Origin of the sequence: Luteibacter jiangsuensis, from assembly GCF_011742555.1 — a bacterium.
Lineage (GTDB): Bacteria > Pseudomonadota > Gammaproteobacteria > Xanthomonadales > Rhodanobacteraceae > Luteibacter > Luteibacter jiangsuensis.
In genome coordinates this window covers 145,779-160,839 of record NZ_JAAQQR010000001.1, presented here as the reverse complement: position 1 = coordinate 160,839, position 15,061 = coordinate 145,779, and the positions used below count along the sequence as shown (strand labels likewise).

General features: G+C 67.2%; 16 protein-coding genes. 10 read left to right on the top strand and 6 right to left on the bottom strand.

Features of this window, described 5'->3' with window-relative positions:
• Nucleotides 1–56: 56 nt before the first annotated feature.
• Together HBF26_RS00670 and HBF26_RS19825 are read left to right on the top strand one after the other, a co-directional pair.
• Complete coding sequence (locus HBF26_RS00670; protein WP_167122073.1) at nucleotides 57–617, top strand: GNAT family N-acetyltransferase; 561 nt, start codon at nucleotides 57–59, stop codon at nucleotides 615–617.
• Between the two features lie 18 nt (nucleotides 618–635).
• A complete protein-coding gene (locus tag HBF26_RS19825) occupies nucleotides 636–2,018 on the top strand; it encodes an MBL fold metallo-hydrolase RNA specificity domain-containing protein (RefSeq protein ID WP_167122071.1) in 1,383 nt (460 codons plus the stop codon).
• Between the two features lie 18 nt (nucleotides 2,019–2,036).
• On the opposite strand, the gene HBF26_RS00660 is transcribed toward HBF26_RS19825, so the two are convergent.
• Complete coding sequence (locus HBF26_RS00660) at nucleotides 2,037–2,927, bottom strand: universal stress protein (RefSeq protein ID WP_167122069.1); 891 nt, start codon at nucleotides 2,925–2,927, stop codon at nucleotides 2,037–2,039.
• Between the two features lie 181 nt (nucleotides 2,928–3,108).
• On the opposite strand from HBF26_RS00660, the gene HBF26_RS00655 reads away from it, so the two are divergent.
• The 3 genes from HBF26_RS00655 to HBF26_RS00645 all read left to right on the top strand — a co-directional run bounded on the left by HBF26_RS00655 (nucleotide 3,109) and on the right by HBF26_RS00645 (nucleotide 5,612).
• Complete coding sequence (locus HBF26_RS00655) at nucleotides 3,109–3,717, top strand: universal stress protein (RefSeq protein ID WP_167122068.1); 609 nt, start codon at nucleotides 3,109–3,111, stop codon at nucleotides 3,715–3,717.
• 67 nt (nucleotides 3,718–3,784) lie between these two features.
• Complete coding sequence (locus HBF26_RS00650; protein WP_167122066.1) at nucleotides 3,785–4,675, top strand: universal stress protein; 891 nt, start codon at nucleotides 3,785–3,787, stop codon at nucleotides 4,673–4,675.
• A 16-nt stretch (nucleotides 4,676–4,691) separates the two neighbouring features.
• Complete coding sequence (locus HBF26_RS00645) at nucleotides 4,692–5,612, top strand: universal stress protein (protein WP_167122064.1); 921 nt, start codon at nucleotides 4,692–4,694, stop codon at nucleotides 5,610–5,612.
• Here HBF26_RS00645 and HBF26_RS00640 read toward each other — a convergent pair.
• Entirely contained in the window at nucleotides 5,560–5,931 is a 372-nt protein-coding gene (locus HBF26_RS00640; protein ID WP_167122062.1) for a universal stress protein, read from the bottom strand. The two genes, HBF26_RS00645 and HBF26_RS00640, sit on opposite strands and share 53 nt — an antisense overlap.
• A 197-nt stretch (nucleotides 5,932–6,128) precedes the next feature.
• Here HBF26_RS00640 and HBF26_RS00635 point away from each other — a divergent pair, with 197 nt between their 5' ends.
• Nucleotides 6,129–6,845, top strand: a complete 717-nt coding sequence (locus HBF26_RS00635; protein ID WP_167122060.1) for a helix-turn-helix domain-containing protein — start codon at nucleotides 6,129–6,131, stop codon at nucleotides 6,843–6,845.
• Here HBF26_RS00635 and HBF26_RS00630 read toward each other — a convergent pair whose 3' ends face one another.
• The 4 genes from HBF26_RS00630 to HBF26_RS00615 all read right to left on the bottom strand — a co-directional run bounded on the left by HBF26_RS00630 (nucleotide 6,846) and on the right by HBF26_RS00615 (nucleotide 11,111).
• Nucleotides 6,846–8,846, bottom strand: a complete 2,001-nt coding sequence (locus tag HBF26_RS00630) for a PAS domain S-box protein (RefSeq protein ID WP_167122058.1) — start codon at nucleotides 8,844–8,846, stop codon at nucleotides 6,846–6,848.
• Nucleotides 8,843–9,580, bottom strand: coding sequence for a response regulator (locus HBF26_RS00625; protein WP_167122056.1), 738 nt, complete (start codon nucleotides 9,578–9,580; stop codon nucleotides 8,843–8,845). Before HBF26_RS00625 ends, HBF26_RS00630 begins: the two co-directional genes overlap by 4 nt.
• Nucleotides 9,581–9,687: 107 nt before the next feature.
• Nucleotides 9,688–10,650: a bifunctional enoyl-CoA hydratase/phosphate acetyltransferase gene (locus HBF26_RS00620; RefSeq protein ID WP_167122054.1), complete on the bottom strand. Its 963-nt coding sequence runs from the start codon at nucleotides 10,648–10,650 to the stop codon at nucleotides 9,688–9,690.
• Nucleotides 10,651–10,691: 41 nt separating this feature from the next.
• Complete coding sequence (locus HBF26_RS00615) at nucleotides 10,692–11,111, bottom strand: universal stress protein (protein WP_167122052.1); 420 nt, start codon at nucleotides 11,109–11,111, stop codon at nucleotides 10,692–10,694.
• 146 nt (nucleotides 11,112–11,257) lie between these two features.
• On the opposite strand from HBF26_RS00615, the gene HBF26_RS00610 reads away from it, so the two are divergent.
• The 4 genes from HBF26_RS00610 to HBF26_RS00595 all read left to right on the top strand — a co-directional run bounded on the left by HBF26_RS00610 (nucleotide 11,258) and on the right by HBF26_RS00595 (nucleotide 15,053).
• A complete protein-coding gene (locus HBF26_RS00610) occupies nucleotides 11,258–11,986 on the top strand; it encodes a DUF2238 domain-containing protein (RefSeq protein WP_240151148.1) in 729 nt (242 codons plus the stop codon).
• Nucleotides 11,986–13,278, top strand: coding sequence for an MgtC/SapB family protein (locus tag HBF26_RS00605; RefSeq protein ID WP_167122050.1), 1,293 nt, complete (start codon nucleotides 11,986–11,988; stop codon nucleotides 13,276–13,278). The genes HBF26_RS00610 and HBF26_RS00605 overlap by 1 nt, the downstream gene beginning before the upstream one ends.
• 263 nt (nucleotides 13,279–13,541) lie before the next feature.
• Nucleotides 13,542–14,498, top strand: a complete 957-nt coding sequence (locus tag HBF26_RS00600) for an MBL fold metallo-hydrolase (protein WP_205287572.1) — start codon at nucleotides 13,542–13,544, stop codon at nucleotides 14,496–14,498.
• Between the two features lie 21 nt (nucleotides 14,499–14,519).
• Nucleotides 14,520–15,053: a cytochrome P460 family protein gene (locus tag HBF26_RS00595; protein WP_205287571.1), complete on the top strand. Its 534-nt coding sequence runs from the start codon at nucleotides 14,520–14,522 to the stop codon at nucleotides 15,051–15,053.
• Nucleotides 15,054–15,061: the final 8 nt, after the last annotated feature.

Sequence of the window (15,061 nt, the reverse complement as noted above, 5' to 3'; positions counted from 1 at the left end):
CGACGGGGATACGCGCGGTTTATACCTGTCCCACGAACTCATTCGGAGAATCCGCCATGTCAGCAACGACCCCCGGATCGGCGAAACCCGATTTCCCCGCCATCGAAGGCGACCATTGGATCGAAACGCTGGCGGACGGCACCCATGTGCTCGTCCGTCCCCTGCGCCCGGAGGATCGCGCAAGGGAAGCGGCCTTCATCCGGCGGCTGTCCTCCACGTCGCGCCGAAACCGGTTCCTGGGAGAGATCCGCGAAGCGTCCCCAGGGCTGCTGGACCAGCTCATGAACGTGGACGGCCGCCGGGCGATGGCCTTCGTCGCACTCGCCCATGACAACGGTGAATTACGTGAAGTGGGCATCAGCCGCTATGCCGCCGACCCGGGCATGGAGCGGTGCGAATGCGCGGTCACGGTGGCGGACGACTGGCGGCACCGCGGCCTGGCGGTGCTGCTCATGCGCCATCTTATCGAGGTGGCGCGCCATGAAGGGTTCAAGGCGCTCTACTCGAGGGACCTGGGCGAGAACGACGATATGCGGGAGCTGGCGGAGTTTCTGGGTTTCTCGCGTAAACAGGACGCCGACGATCCGTCGCTCGTCATCCACACCCTGCTGCTCTGACCCGCGCACGGAGGCACCGTGATCGTCTACACCTGCCATGGCGCTGCGCGCGGCGTCACCGGTTCCTGTCACCTCGTGCAATGCGGCAGCAGCCAGGTCCTGATCGATTGCGGCATGTTCCAGGGCGGTCGTGATGCCGACGACGCGAACGTCCGTGGGTTCGCGTTCGATCCGCGCTCGGTCGATGCCGTGCTGCTGACGCACGCGCACCTGGACCATTGTGGCAGGTTGCCGAAGCTGGTCCGCGATGGCTTCACCGGGCCTGTCCTGTCCACCGCCGCCACAAGGGATCTCGCCCGCATCGTGTTGTTGGACGCCGCATCGCTCCAGGAACAGGAAGCGCGCCGGGCTGCCGCGCGCGGCGACGTGAACGCCGCGCCATTCACGACCATCGCGGACGCGTTCCTCGCGATGGAGGCATTCGACGGGGCCGTCGGATATGGGGAAACACGCGAGGTGGCACCGGGAATCCGCGCCACCTTCCTCGATGCGGGGCACATCCTCGGCTCGGCCAGCATCCTGCTGGAACTGGACGACGGGACGAACCGGCGGCGGATGGTCTTCTCCGGCGACCTCGGCCATCACGGCAGCGGCATGTTGCGCGAGCTCGCGCCCGCTCCGGAAGCCGACGTCGTGGTCATGGAAACAACCTATGGAGACCGGCCGCACCGCGATTTCGCGGCGACGGAAAACGAGTTCTTCGAGGCCGTGGCCACCACACTGCGACGGCATGGCAATGTGATCGTTCCCACGTTCGCCCTGGAACGCGCACAGGAAATCCTCTACTGCCTGCACCGGGGCATGCGAAGCGGAGCGATTCCCGCGAATACGCCGGTGTTCCTGGATTCGCCCATGGCGATCTCCGCCACGGAGGTGTTCCGGCGCCATCCGGAAGGCCTGAGCGACGCCTTTCGCGCGTTGCTGGCCCGGGAAGATCCCTTCGACATGCCGCACGTGCGCTTCACCCGCGGTGTGGACGACTCGATGGCGATCAACACGATCGAAGGCGGTGCGATCATTCTTGCCGGCTCGGGTATGTGTACGGGCGGCCGCGTGGTGCATCACCTCCTGCACAACCTGGACCGGGACCGGGCGGGCGTCGTGTTCGTGGGTTACGCCGCCGAGGGGACGCTGGCGAGGCGGATCATCGACGGACAGAAGCGCGTTCGTATCGGTCGCCACGACGTCGCCGTACGCGCGCACATCTGGACGATCAACGGTTTCTCGGCGCATGCGGGGCAGCCGGAACTGCTGGCGTGGCTGGGGAATTCGCCGCGGCGTAAGGTGCTGCTGGTGCACGGGGAGCCGGACGGTGGCATGCAGGTCATGGAACAGCTGCTGCGTGCACGCGGTATCTCCGTGGCATGTCCGGCGCTGGACGCTCCCTGCCGGCTCGCTTAGGAAGTCCGCCGGCTTGCTTCAGTGGTAGAGGAAGGCGGGCAGGTTGCCATGGGCAAGCACGTGCCGCGTGGCGCCGCCGAACAGCCTTTCCCTCAGCGGCGTGTGTCCATAGGCGCCCATGACGAGCAGATCGGCCTTGTACTGGCGTGCGTGTTTGAGGATAGCGGCGCCCGCTTCGGCCGGGGAAGCATGCATGCGCTGATGGGTCGCCTCGATGCCGTGCTGCGCCAGGAACGCCATGGGATCGAAGGTTGGCGCGTTGTCCCCGGCAGCCCCATGCGCTGCGCACCCGTCGAGCAGGAGCACGTGCTGGGCCGCCGCCACGAGCGGCAATGCCGCGCGAATCGCACGGATGGCCGGCCGGCTGCCGTCCCAGGCCAGCAGCACGCGATCGAAAACGCCGGACGGCGCACAGACGTCTGGCAGTACGAGGCAAGGCAGGCCCGTGCCGGTCAACAGGGAGCCCAATCCTTCGAGCGGGTCGGCGTGAGGGTCGGCCGGCCGCTGGACGACGATCAGGTCGTGCCAGGCGCTCAACATCGCAAGCGTATGGTTGGGATCATTCCCCAGCACCGCCCACTGCGGACCGTGTGCCCCGGCAGTCTCGGCCATGCGTATGAACTCGTCGCCATCGCCACCCAGGCGCAGGTCATCCTTGCGCTGGGCAGACGGCGCGGGCTGCAGCAGCGCTGCAACGGTGGCGTCCGTGCGGAAGGCGCGGCCGCCCAGGAACGCGGGCGACGCTTCGCAGCCCGTCACCGATCCGCCGTCGCGCGCAGCCAGGCGGCTGGCAACGTAGGCGGCGCCTTCGCGGGGGCCGGAGACGATCGCAAGCACATCGCCCACGGGCGGCAGACAGCTGGCCGGTGAGCAGGATGCGGTGTCTTGCGAGGATTTGGTCGTGTTCATGTCCGCTCCAGACGAGGGTCGATACACCCTTTTACGACTTGGGCGCCAGGCCGACTTGATACCGGTCAACTACGGCACTCCTGCCCGACGACGCTGCCGGACTTGACCGCGATCAAGACGGACGGGTGCGCGCCGCGCGAAGGTGTCGGCAGTCCGCGCGACACATGAACGGGAGGCCGCCATGGACAAAGTGCCGTCGACGCCGTACCGATCGCTCCTGCGCCAGCCCATCGCCGAAGGCGAGGTTCCCGACGAACTGCTGCCTTCGGGCGACACACTGCGCCTGCTCTGCCGAACGTGCGCAAAAACCTTGCCGCGCGGCGACATGGTCACCGAGTGCAAGCCGCCATTTACGCGGATACTCATAGCGACGGATGGATCGGCCCTTGCCGACGACGCGGCAGCGCTCGGGGTTTCGCTCGCCAAGGCCCTGGTCGCGTCCGTCGTCTTCCTGCACGCGGCGACGCCGTGGCGGGGAGGGCGCGTGTTGGCGCGCCTGTTCGCGGCCGCCGAGGTCGCCGTGGACCCGGACTGCGCCGCACTCGCCGAACGCAACCTGGAACGACAGCGCTCGCTTGCCATGAACGCGGGAGTCCGTTGCGAAACGCGACTGGCCTACGACCCGCATCCGGACCGGGCCATTCTGCAGGCAGTGGCGGACACCGGCTGCGACCTCGTCGTGATGGGCGCGCGGGGTGGCCGCCTTGCGCGTCGCGTCGCCGCGCGAACGAGCGTGCCGCTGCTCACGTGCCGGAGCGCCGCACCCGGCGAGTCCGCCGTACCCAGTTGACGTGCGTCAACGTGCATTGTCGGCGACGTCGTACAACGAGACTTACCTATTACACCGGAGCGCCGACATGTCCCTCCCTGCCAGCCAAACGACCGTTCCCCATGCGGTGAGCTCACCCTGGCGCGAGATCGCCGTGGCACTGGTGCAGACGCGGAGCGATGCCCTCGCCATCGAATTCGCCGGCGCGGTGGCCCGCCAGTTCGATGCAAGGCTGCAGGTGCTGCAGCTCATGGTGATGCCCGCACCGATGATCGACGCATGGGCCATGATCCCCGATCCGAGCTTCCCCCAGATCTACGATGACTTGCGCGAATCGGCGCGCGCTGCGGCGGATTCCACCCGCAAGACGCTGGCGGGGCTGGGCGTGCCGGGCGACGTTCGCACGCTGGAAGCCCTGTGCGTGGAACCCGCCAGCCTGGCCGCCGGTGCCGCGCGTTCGAGCGACCTCGTGGTTCTGGCGCGACCCGAGGATGGACAGGCTGACGTGGCGATTGCCCACACCTACTTCTCGGCGCTGCTGCACGAATCGGGACGCCCCATCGTGGTGGTTCCACCGAACGATCTGCAGCCGTACCCGCCGCGACGCGCGCTCGTGGCGTGGTCGGACACGCCCGAAGCCGCACGGGCCCTGAGGGAGGCACTTCCTCTTCTCGAGGGGTGCGAGCGTGTGAACGTGCTGCTGGTCGATCCGGTCGCCAACGCGCTGGAAGCGCGGGAGGACCGCGGCAGCGGCGCGCTCGGCTATCTGCGCCGCCATGGCATTGCGGCGCACCTGGATACCTGCAAGTCGCGCGGCCGGTCGATCGGCGAATCGATCCTTGCGCACGCCCAGCATGTTTCAGCGGAGCTGATCGTCGCCGGCGGATACGGACACGGCAAGGTTCGCGAATGGGTCATCGGTGGCACGACCCGCGACCTGTTCTTCCAGGCACGCGTGCCAGTGCTTTTCGCCCACTGATCCGGAGCCCGTTCCCATGCAAAGATCCACGCCGGACGTCGCACCGTCGCGGTATCGCACGACGAAGCGATCCGCTGACGCGTCGACCGACACGTTCAACGGCATCGTCTCCATCCTGGGGCAGGAGCCGCACGACGCGGCGGTGCTCGAGGCCACCGCGCATTTCGCGCCGCACGGGGACGAATGGCGCGCCCTGTTGCCGGTTCCGCTCCCTGAGCACGTGCCGTGCCCCTGGGGCGAATCGCCCGTGCGGGCGTTGGCCCTGGACCACCTTGCGCGGCGCGGCGATGCCGAGGCGCACCTCGAATCGCTTCGCCGATCGCTGGCGCGGCTGCATGCGAAGGCGACCTGCGAACGGGCCGATTGTCCCGAAGGTCAACTCGTCGACAGGGTCCTGCGCCTCGCGCGCGGTGCCGGCTGTGTGGTGACCGGCGTTCCTCTCGAAGCCGCGCCCATGCGGCCGGTGGCCACGCGGTGGTTCAGCCATCTTCTGGTCCGAAGCGGCCGGCCCACGCTCGTCCTGCCCCGTGGGGCGACATTGGCCCGTCGGCCGCGCCGCGTCCTGGTTGCCTGGAGCGACACGCCGGAGTCGGCACGGGCACTGCATGAAGCCCTGCGCTGGCTACCGTCGGGATGCGCCTTGCGCATCGTCACCGTCGCGGGGGCAGGGCACGCGCGCGCCGTCTACGAGAGTACGACCGGCGCCTCCGCACTGGCCGGCCATCTCGCCAGCCACGACATCATGGCCACATTCGACGTACTCGATGGCCAGGGCAGGCCTCCGGAAGACGTGCTGCTCGACGAAACCCGAACCACCTCGGCCGACCTGATCGTGATGGGCTGCTACGGCCACAGCCGCGCTGCGGAATATGTCTTCGGCGGCGTTACCCGAGCACTGTTGCACCGGTCTCGGGTACCCCTGCTGCTGGCGCATTGAACAGCACCAGGTCGCAACGGTGCGCGGTGGACGCCTCGCGCACGATCATCTCGGCGTCGTTTCCGAAGGCATAGCGGCATACGCATGGCACGCCCGCCGTCGCGGCCATCTGGCGTACGTGGCGGAACAGGCGTTCGCCGGCGTCGATGGCATCCTGCGAACGGGGCCCCCACGACGGCTGGGTGCCACCGTTCGCCGGCGTGACGATGAACAGCACGGTGACCCGGGCGCCGATGCGCGAGGCAATACGGAAACCAAGGGCAACGTCGCGCGGCGTGCCGGCACGGCCATCGATCGCGACGAGCAGGTGGGGAAACAAGTTGGCGGCACCTTGGAATGGAAGCAGCCCCATCGGAACGCAATGGAGCCGCCCCGACATTGACGCCCGTCAAAAGAGGACAAATCCGGCGCAACCGTTACAAAGTGTTACGAACCGTTGCGGTACAGAACACGTTCCGTGACGGACGGCGTTTAACGTGGCTACACGGCATAGAGATCGAACCAGGGAGACCCACCGTGAGCACGAGCATCGACCCTTCATCCACCCGCTCCCTTCCATGGACGGTCTGGCCTACGGCACCATCGTCGGATGCCTGCCTCGATCTGGAGGCGCTGCAGCAGCACCTCGCGGTCACCCGGCGGAAGCACAAGGCCGGGCAGCACCTGTTCCACGCGGGCCAGCCGTTTCGTGCGCTGCACCTCATCCATTCGGGATCGTTCAAGACATCCGGCCTGACCGACGACGGTCGGGAGAGGGTCACGGCGTTCAAGATGCGCGGCGAGCTGATCGGGGTGGATTCGATCGGTCTCGGCTCCTACGCGTGCGATGCCGTTGCCCTCGAAGACAGCGAAAGCTGGGAGTTGCCGTATCCGGCCGTGATGAAGGCCGCTGCGCATGTCACCGGCTTGCAGGAGCAGATCCATGCTGCGCTTGCCGCGGAGATTCGCTGCGACCGCAGCTGGATGCTGCTGCTCTCCACGCTTGCCGCCGAGCCGCGAGTCGCTGCGTTCCTCATCGATATGGCGGCGAGACAGGCACGCATGGGCTACAGCGCGAAGCACTTCATCCTGCGCATGAGCCGTCTGGACATCGCCAGCTTCCTGGCGATCAAGCACGAGACGGTAAGCCGCGCCCTCTCGCACCTGGCCGATCGCCACTTCATCAGCGTTCAGCGCCGGGAAGTGCGCGTGCTCGATGCGGAAGGCCTGCGCGAGATGGCCGTCGCCGCCTGATCAGGGCTGCGATAGAACGCGCTGCCAGACGGCGATCAGTTCTTCGCGTCGATACGGCTTGCGCAGGAGAGGGAAGGCCGGTTCTTCGGCGGGGTCGTCGCCTCGTGAATCGAATTCGTAGCCCGAGGTGAGCAGTACCTTGAGCGCCGGGCGCCGCGCCTTGAGTTCGTGGGCCAGCTCGATACCGGATTCGCCGGCGCCGAGCACGACGTCCGTGAACAGCATCTCGATGTCCTCGTGGGCGTCGAAAATGGCGCGAGCCGACGCGGTATCGGCGGCCTCCAGGGGTACGTAGCCCGCCGAGCGAAGGAAGGACGCTGCGATTCGGCGCACTTCGGGTTCGTCCTCGACCACGAGGATGCTCGCGCCGCTCGAGGCAACGGCTGACGTTTCCGTCGGCCCGACGACCTCCGCGCCGGCCACGGGGAGCACCATCTCGATTCGCGTGCCCGCGCCGACTTCGCTTTCCAGCGTGAGCCGCCCCCCCGATTGCTTCACGAACCCATAGACCATGCTGAGGCCGAGTCCGCTCCCCTTGCCGGGACCCTTCGTGGTGAAGAAGGGTTCGAAGGCACGGGCACTGACTTCCGGCGGCATGCCGACGCCGGTGTCCGCCACCGAAAACACTACGTAGGAGCCCGGCGCGAGGTCCTCGCCTGTCTGGACCTCCAGCGCCCGGGCCGAGATGATCAACTTGCCGCCGTTCGGCATGGCGTCTCGCGCGTTCAAGGCGAGATTGATCAACGCGGCCTCCAGTTCGCCCGGATCGGCGAACACGGCGGGCAGGGCGTCCGTGCAACTCGCCATCACGCGAATCTGCTCGCCCAGCGTGCGGCCGAGCATGTCGCTCAAGTCGGCCAGGAGCAATTCCGGCCGCACAGCGCGCGGGGTGAGGCGCTGGCGCCGCGAGAAGCCGAGCAGCTTCCGGGTAAGTGCCGACCCTCGTTCCACGGCGCGCGACGCGCTTGCCACGACTTCCGCGGTTTCGGGGTCCTTGGCGCCGTCCATCTCCAGCAACTGCAGGTTTCCGGAGATGATCGTGAGCAGGTTATTGAAGTCGTGCGCGATGCCGCCGGTAAGCTGACCCAGGGCGTCCAGGCGCTGGGCATGGGCCAGTTGCTCGTCGGCGCGTCCACGCTGGATGGCTCCCGAAAGCACGTTGGCCACGGCGCCCACGAAGTGGTGCCTGTCGCGATCGCTGCCGTTTCCGTTGCCGGGGGGAAGCCATGCGACCAGATAGCCGGCGGGCGCCCGCCGGTCCGGCAACGTGGCCAGTACGGCGCGTGGCGACGGCGCGCCGTCGATAGCGGGGAATTCGACCACCTCGCCCGCCTCCATCCTCCCGCGCTGCAGCGCATCCAGCATCGGGAACCAGGGCGCGTGCGACAGCTTTTCCGTGAATGCCGGATCGAGCCCCGAGGAGCCGCTGACGCGAGGCTTGTCCCCGTGCGGGTCGGTCAGCAGGATCGCGACCGCCGGCGCGCTCAGCGCCGACGCGATCAATACGGGTATCTCGGCGAGGGCCGCCTCGTGGCTGGGCGCGACGAGGATGCGTCGGCTGATGTCCGCCAACGCGGCATCGTAGGCGCTGCGGGCAAGTGCCTGACGGGCGCGCTGCGTTTCCGAGATGTCGCGGATGGATGCGGCGAACAGGGCCTCCGGGCCGCCGGCGATCGGACTCAGGCCGATTTCCACGGGAAACGGCGAGCCGTCCGCCCGCACGCCCGTGAGTTCATAGCCGGCGCCCATGGGCCGGACGCGCGGGCTGTCCATGTAATGCGTGCGGTGTGCCACGTGCAGTGCGCGCACCTGGTCAGGGAGCAGTATCTCGATGAGCTGCCCGGCCAGCGTGCCCGGCGCGTAGCCGAAGAGGGATTCGGCCCGCGGGTTGGCCAGCACGATGGTGCCCGACTTGTCCACGACCACCATGGCGTCCGGGGCCGTTTCGAACAGGGCCCTGAAGAGGGCGGCGTCCGCAGAACGGTTCGGCCATAAAGTCATGTGCGTTGAACCGTGGGAGTGAAGAGATAGCCGGTACCCCGCACCGACTTGATCAACTGCGGCTGCGCCGGATCGGATTCGATCTTGCGGCGAAGGCGGCCCACCTGCACGTCGATGGCGCGGTCGAACGGACCCGCCTCGCGCCCATGCACATGGTTCATCAACTGGTCGCGGGTCATCACCTGGTTGGGGTGCTCCACGAGCGTCTTCAGCAGGGCGAATTCGCCCGTAGTCAGTTCGACGCGGCAGCCCTCGCGGTCGGCGAGCGTATGCGTGCGCAGGTCCAGAACGAAACGGTCGAAGGCGAATCCGCCGGGTGTCGCGGGTGGCGACGGAGGAGTGGACTCCGAAGAGCCGCGTGTACGCCGCAGCACGCTGCGAACGCGGGCCAGCAGCTCACGCAGGTCGAAGGGCTTGGTCACGTAGTCGTCCGCGCCCAGTTCGAGGCCGACAATGCGGTCGACCGACTCGCCACGCCCGGTAACGATCACCACGGGGCCACGCCATTGCTCGCGCAGGTAGCGCGTGAGGGCGAACCCGTCTTCCCCGGGCAGGCCGAGATCGAGCAGGACGAGGTCGACCGGCTGGTCGGCGATCGTGCGGCGCATCTCGTTGCCATCGCCGGCGGTGAGCACCTGGAAACCCTGGGCGGAGAAATAGCGCGACAGCAGCGTCGTCACGTCGATTTCGTCGTCGACGATCAGTAACGTGTCGCCCGATTTGTCGGCCGCCATGGACCCTGTCCCTTGAGAGTACGCCGGGCCCCGCCGGTCGAATGCCGCCCATTAAAGAGGACGGGGCCCTGCACGGCAAGTATGCGCTCGTGGATGGTTCCCGGACGTCAGCCCAAGGGGTGTTCCGTACGCGTGGCTTCGAGCACGGCCATGGCGGCCGATGCCACGCGCGATGCCGGGCTGTCGGCGCGGCTCGTGAGGGCGACCGGAATCGACGCGCCCAGCACGATGCCTGCGGCGATGCCATCGGCCAGGAGCACCATGGCCTTGGCCAGCAGGTTGCCGGACTCGAGGTCGGGGGCGATGAGGATGTTGGCCCTTCCGGCGACCCGCGCCTCGATGTGCTTCATGTCCGCCGCGGCGTGGCTGATGGCGTTGTCCAGGGCAAGGGGGCCTTCGAGGTCGGCCCCGACGATCTGGCCGCGTTCGGCCATTTTGGCCAGGGCCGCTGCGTGCAGCGTCGCCGGCATGGCCTCGTGCACTGTCTCCACGGCAGCCAGCACGGCGACGCGCCTGTGCTCGATGCCGATGGTCTGCGCCAGCCCGATCGCGTTCTGGCAGATGTCGCGCTTTTCCTCGAGACCGGGGTGCACATGGATCACCGCGTCGCTGATGACCACGGGGTGCGAGTAGGCCGGCGTGTCGATCGCGAACGCATGCGACATGCGTCCGCTGCCGCGCACGCCGGCGTCCCGGTCGAGCAGCACGTGCATCAGGTCCGCCGTGTGGATGTCGCCTTTCATCAGCGCGGCGACGTCGCCACGGCGGCCTGCCAGTGCCGCGGCCCGCGCGGCCGCATGGGCGTCGCTCGCGTCGCGGAGGGTAACGCCTTCGAGACCGCGGCCCAGGGTATCGGCCAGTTGCCGAATCTGTGCCTCGGGGCCGAACAGCCAGGGCTCGATCAGCCCCCGCGCCGCAGCATCGAGCGCTCCTTCGAGCGAAACGGCGCTGCACGGATGGATCACGCCCATCGGTATCCGCGGCCGATCGCGACAGCGTGCCAGGAGGAAGCGGAAGCGAGGATGACGCAGGCCGCCTTCGGCAACCGTTTCGTTGGTCGTTGGGGACATGGCGATTCCGAAGTCGGCGTTCGATGGGGGCGTCGGGTGCGTCAGCGCACGACCACCACGGGTACTTTGGTGCGTTCGAGCACCTTGCGGACAACTGATCCAAGGAATGCCGTCATGACCGCATTGCGCCCATGCGAACCCATCGCGATCATGTCGAACTTGCCGCGGCGGGCCAGCGCGGCAATCTCATCGGCGGCATCGCCGATGCCGAAGGCTTCCTCGTAATCCACGCCGGCCTCGCGGAGAACCGTTCGCGCCCGCCGCATGGCCGTCTGGCGGTTCTGTGCGTGGAATGCCGCGATCGAGACCTCGTCCAGGTAAGTGGCGATGTGGCCATTGAGCGGCGCGTCGACGTGGATCAGAGTCAGTTCGGCCCCCTCGGTAGCGACCTGGTGGCGCAGGACGAAGCGCAGTGCGCGAATCGAGGCCGCGCTACCGTCGATGGCTATGAGGATCTTCATGGAGCGGTCTCCGTGGTGGCCGGCGGGCCGCGAGGGCCGCCGTGCCCCCATTTTTGGATGCCGCTCCGACCCGCATCTTGATCCGCGTCAACGTGGCGCACCCAACGTGGCAGTCTTATGCGCCTGATTGCCACCGGAATGCCGCATTGTCCGCACCATCGCCGAACAGACCAGGGGAAAGCCTCCAGGACACGGGTGCCGTGCCGGCGGCGCTTGCGCGGATTCGGCAGCGGCTGGCGCTTCCGCCCATCCTGCTGGCCGCCACCGTGCCGATTCTTGTCTGGTCAGGGTGGTCTCCGAACGACCGGGGCGACTGGCTGCTGGAGAATGCGCTCGTGGCGATTGCCTTGCCGCTGTTCGTCGCCGGCTATCGCCGGTTGCGCTTTTCGACGCTGAGTTACCTGATGCTGTTCGTCTTCTTCTGCCTCCATGAGGTCGGCGCGCATTACACCTATTCGAGGGTCCCGTATCCGCAGTGGCTGGAGTGGATGCCGGACCTGGCGTGGACCGGTGCGGGTGAGTCCCGCAATCACTACGATCGCGTGGTGCACTTCGCTTACGGATTCTTCGTGATGCCTGCGGTTTTCGAACTCTTCGCAAGTCGGGCCGCGCTGCAAGGCCTGTGGCGGTGGATTGTCCCGGTGACCTTCGTGATGGCGCACTCCATGGTGTACGAACTGGTGGAGTGGGGGGCCGCACTCGTCTTCGGAGGCGATCTGGGGCTGACGTACCTCGGCACGCAAGGAGACGAATGGGACGCCCAGAAAGACATGTTGCTCGCCACCTTGGGGAGCGTGGCAATGACATGCCTGCTCGCCGCAGCGCGCTGGCGCGGCCTCAGGGCTGCCGTCGCGGACACGTGGTCACAGCGGTGATGTCCACCGATATCGGCATCCTCTCCTTTACGCCGCAGGTGGTCGCGCTCGGCGTGGGGCTGGGCGTGGGTCTGCTGATCGGGCTCGAGCGGGAGCGCGCGAAGGACCATCACCCGCGCGCGCTGCCTGCGGGCGTGCGAACCTTCAGCATGCTCGGGCTGGGCGGCGTGATCGCCGCATTCGCCGGTACCGCGGCCATCTGTGTCGGCGGACTGTTCCTGGCCTTCGTCGCGACGGCGAGTTACGTGAGAAGTGCCGCGGACGGAAAGGAGGGCGCCGCAGGCAGCCGAACGCCGCCGGGCCTCACCACGGAAGTGGCGATGCTCGTGACCTTTCTGCTCGGCGTGCTGGCCGCGTCGTCCGCCGCCCTGGCGGGCGGCGTCGGCGTCGTGGTGGCCACGCTCCTCGCCAGCCGGGCGCGCCTGCATCGCTTCGCGCGCCAATGGCTCTCGGAGCGGGAACTGCACGACCTGCTCATCCTCGCCGTGGCCGCGTTCGTGGTGCTGCCGCTGCTGCCCGACGTCACGGTGGACCCGTGGCAAAGCATCAACCCGCGCCGGCTCTGGTGGCTGGTGGTGGCCGTGATGTCCATCGCCTCGGTCGGGTATCTGGTGCTGCGCATCTTCGGCGCCAGGGTTGGCCTGGCCGTCGCGGGTCTGGCCGGCGGATTCGCATCCAGCACGGCAACGGTGCTCGCGATGGGCGAACGGGCCAGGGAGGAACCGGCGCTGGCGGCGACGGCGGCCAGTGCCGCGATCCTCGCAAACGTAGGCAGCCTCGTGCAGTTGTCGGTGGTGGTTGGCTCTCTCGCTCCTGCCTTGCTCGAACGATTGGCGATCCCCCTGGTGGCGGCCGGTCTGGTCACGGCCGTCTGCGCCGTGGCGGCCGCCTGGGGCGCGGGCACCACGGCAACCCCCGGCAGGCTCGCCGGATCCCGCCCGTTCAGACCGAGCAGCGTGCTTCGCTTCGTCGCCATCCTCGCGGGCGTGCTCCTGCTGACGTCGATGCTCCGCGAATGGTTGGGAAGCGGCAGCCTTCCGTGGCTGATGGTGTTTTCCGGCATCGCCGACGTGCACGCGGCCGCCGCGTCGGCGGCGCAGTCGACGGCGAACGGGCAGATCGGACTGGGACTCGCGTCCGCGTGCGTGCTCATCGCGTACGCGTCAGCCGCCGTCTTCAAATGCGGACTTGCCTATGCGAAAGGTGGAAAGCGCTATGCGTTGAAGGTTGCCCCAGCCACCGTCGTCATCCTCGCGGTGTTCGCACTCGCACTATGGTGGACGTCGCCCTGAGCGATCGGCACCTCTTGTCGGTCAGGTGCATCGCGCACGTCTCGGGTCTCGGTGCTTTTGTGTGGGAGCCGGCTACGCCGGCGATCCCGCGGCAGCGGGCAAGCTTGCCGCGAGCACCCATCGCGGCTGAAGCGGCTCCCACAATCACGCCACGCAGCCGAAATACGTGAAGCACCAAAAATAAGCGCCCTGACCAAGACGCGAATCGTCTCGCGTCGTCACGCTGCGTGTCCCGACCCGAGGGGCATTCATCAGGAACCGGTATGACATTCCTCAACTGCACGCGTTCCCTTTCCGGCAGGTGGTCCCTTCTGCTGACTGGTGGTTTGCTGGTTTCGTCGATTGCCTTCGGTCAGGAGGCGAAGCCGGTCAGCCCGGTCGTCAAGATCAACGAGGCGGCCGCCACCGCGCCCATCGAGAGCACACCGTTGCGCGGTTCGTTGACGATGTTGTCGGGCTCCGGCGGAAACATCACCGTACTCAATGGCAAGGAAGGACAGTTCCTCGTCGACGCGGGCATCGCCGTCTCGCGTCCCCGCGTCGAAGCAGCCTTACGGGCCCTCGGGAGCGGTCCGGTGAAGTATGTCGTCAACACCCACTACCACTGGGACCACACCGACGGCAATCCGTGGCTTCACGACCTGGGTGCAACGATCATCGGCACGGCGGGGACGGCGAAGCGCGTGTCCACCGTCACGCGCGTCGACTTCTGGGACTACACGTTCCAGCCCTTGCCGGCCGGCGGCGTTCCCACCGACATCGTGAAGAAGGACAAGAATTACCACTTCGCGGGCCAGACCATCGAGGTGAGACTGGCGCGGCCGTCGCATACCGACACCGACCTCTACGTCATTTTCAAGGAGGCCAACGTCGCATCGCTGGGCGACCTTTTCTGGAACGGCGTTTATCCGTTCATCGACAACGAACACGGCGGCGGCATCGACGGCATGATCGCTGCCGACGACGCGATCCTTGCCCGGCTCAAAGACGACGTGGTCATCGTGCCGGGACACGGTCCGGTCGGCACGAAGAAACAGCTTAAGGAGTTCCGCGACATGCTCGCCGACATCCGGGACAACGTGGCCGCGCTGAAGAAACAGGGAAAGACGCGGGACGAAGTGGTGGCGGCGAAGCCCACCGCCAAGTACGACGACGTCTACGGCCACTTCGTGATCGGTCCGGACTTCTTCGCGCGCATCGTCTACGACGGCTTGAAGTGAGCGAAGGTGCAGGAGTCGCCCATGGTCTGGAAAGTGTCGCTGGTTCTCCTGTTTCTCGGCATGTTCGCGGTGTTCGGTATACGTGCGGGAGAAACTGCCTCGTCGCCCCCGGACGGGAACGCATCGCCGATCTATGGCGTGGTACTGCCTGCGGACTACAGGAACTGGCAAGTGGTGAGCGTGGCGCACGAGGCCGGCAGCCTCAACGACTTACGAGTCATCCTTGGCAACGACGTCGCCATGAAGGCCTTTCGGGACCATACCCTGCCGTTTCCGGACGGCTCGATCATCGCTCGCATTGCCTGGAAATATGAGGCGTCCGCACGAAACGACGCCATCTTCGGCCGGCAACAGTCCTTCGTGGCCGGTGACCCGACGAACGTGCAGATCTCGGTCAAGGACTCGAAGCGTTATGCGGCGTCGGGCGGTTGGGGGTATGGACAGTTCGAGAACGGAAAGGCAAATCCGGGCAGGCCACTGATGCAGACGTGTTTCGCTTGCCACACGAAACTGCCCGCGGCAGACGATTTCGTATTCACGACATACTCCCCGTAACGGCGTCC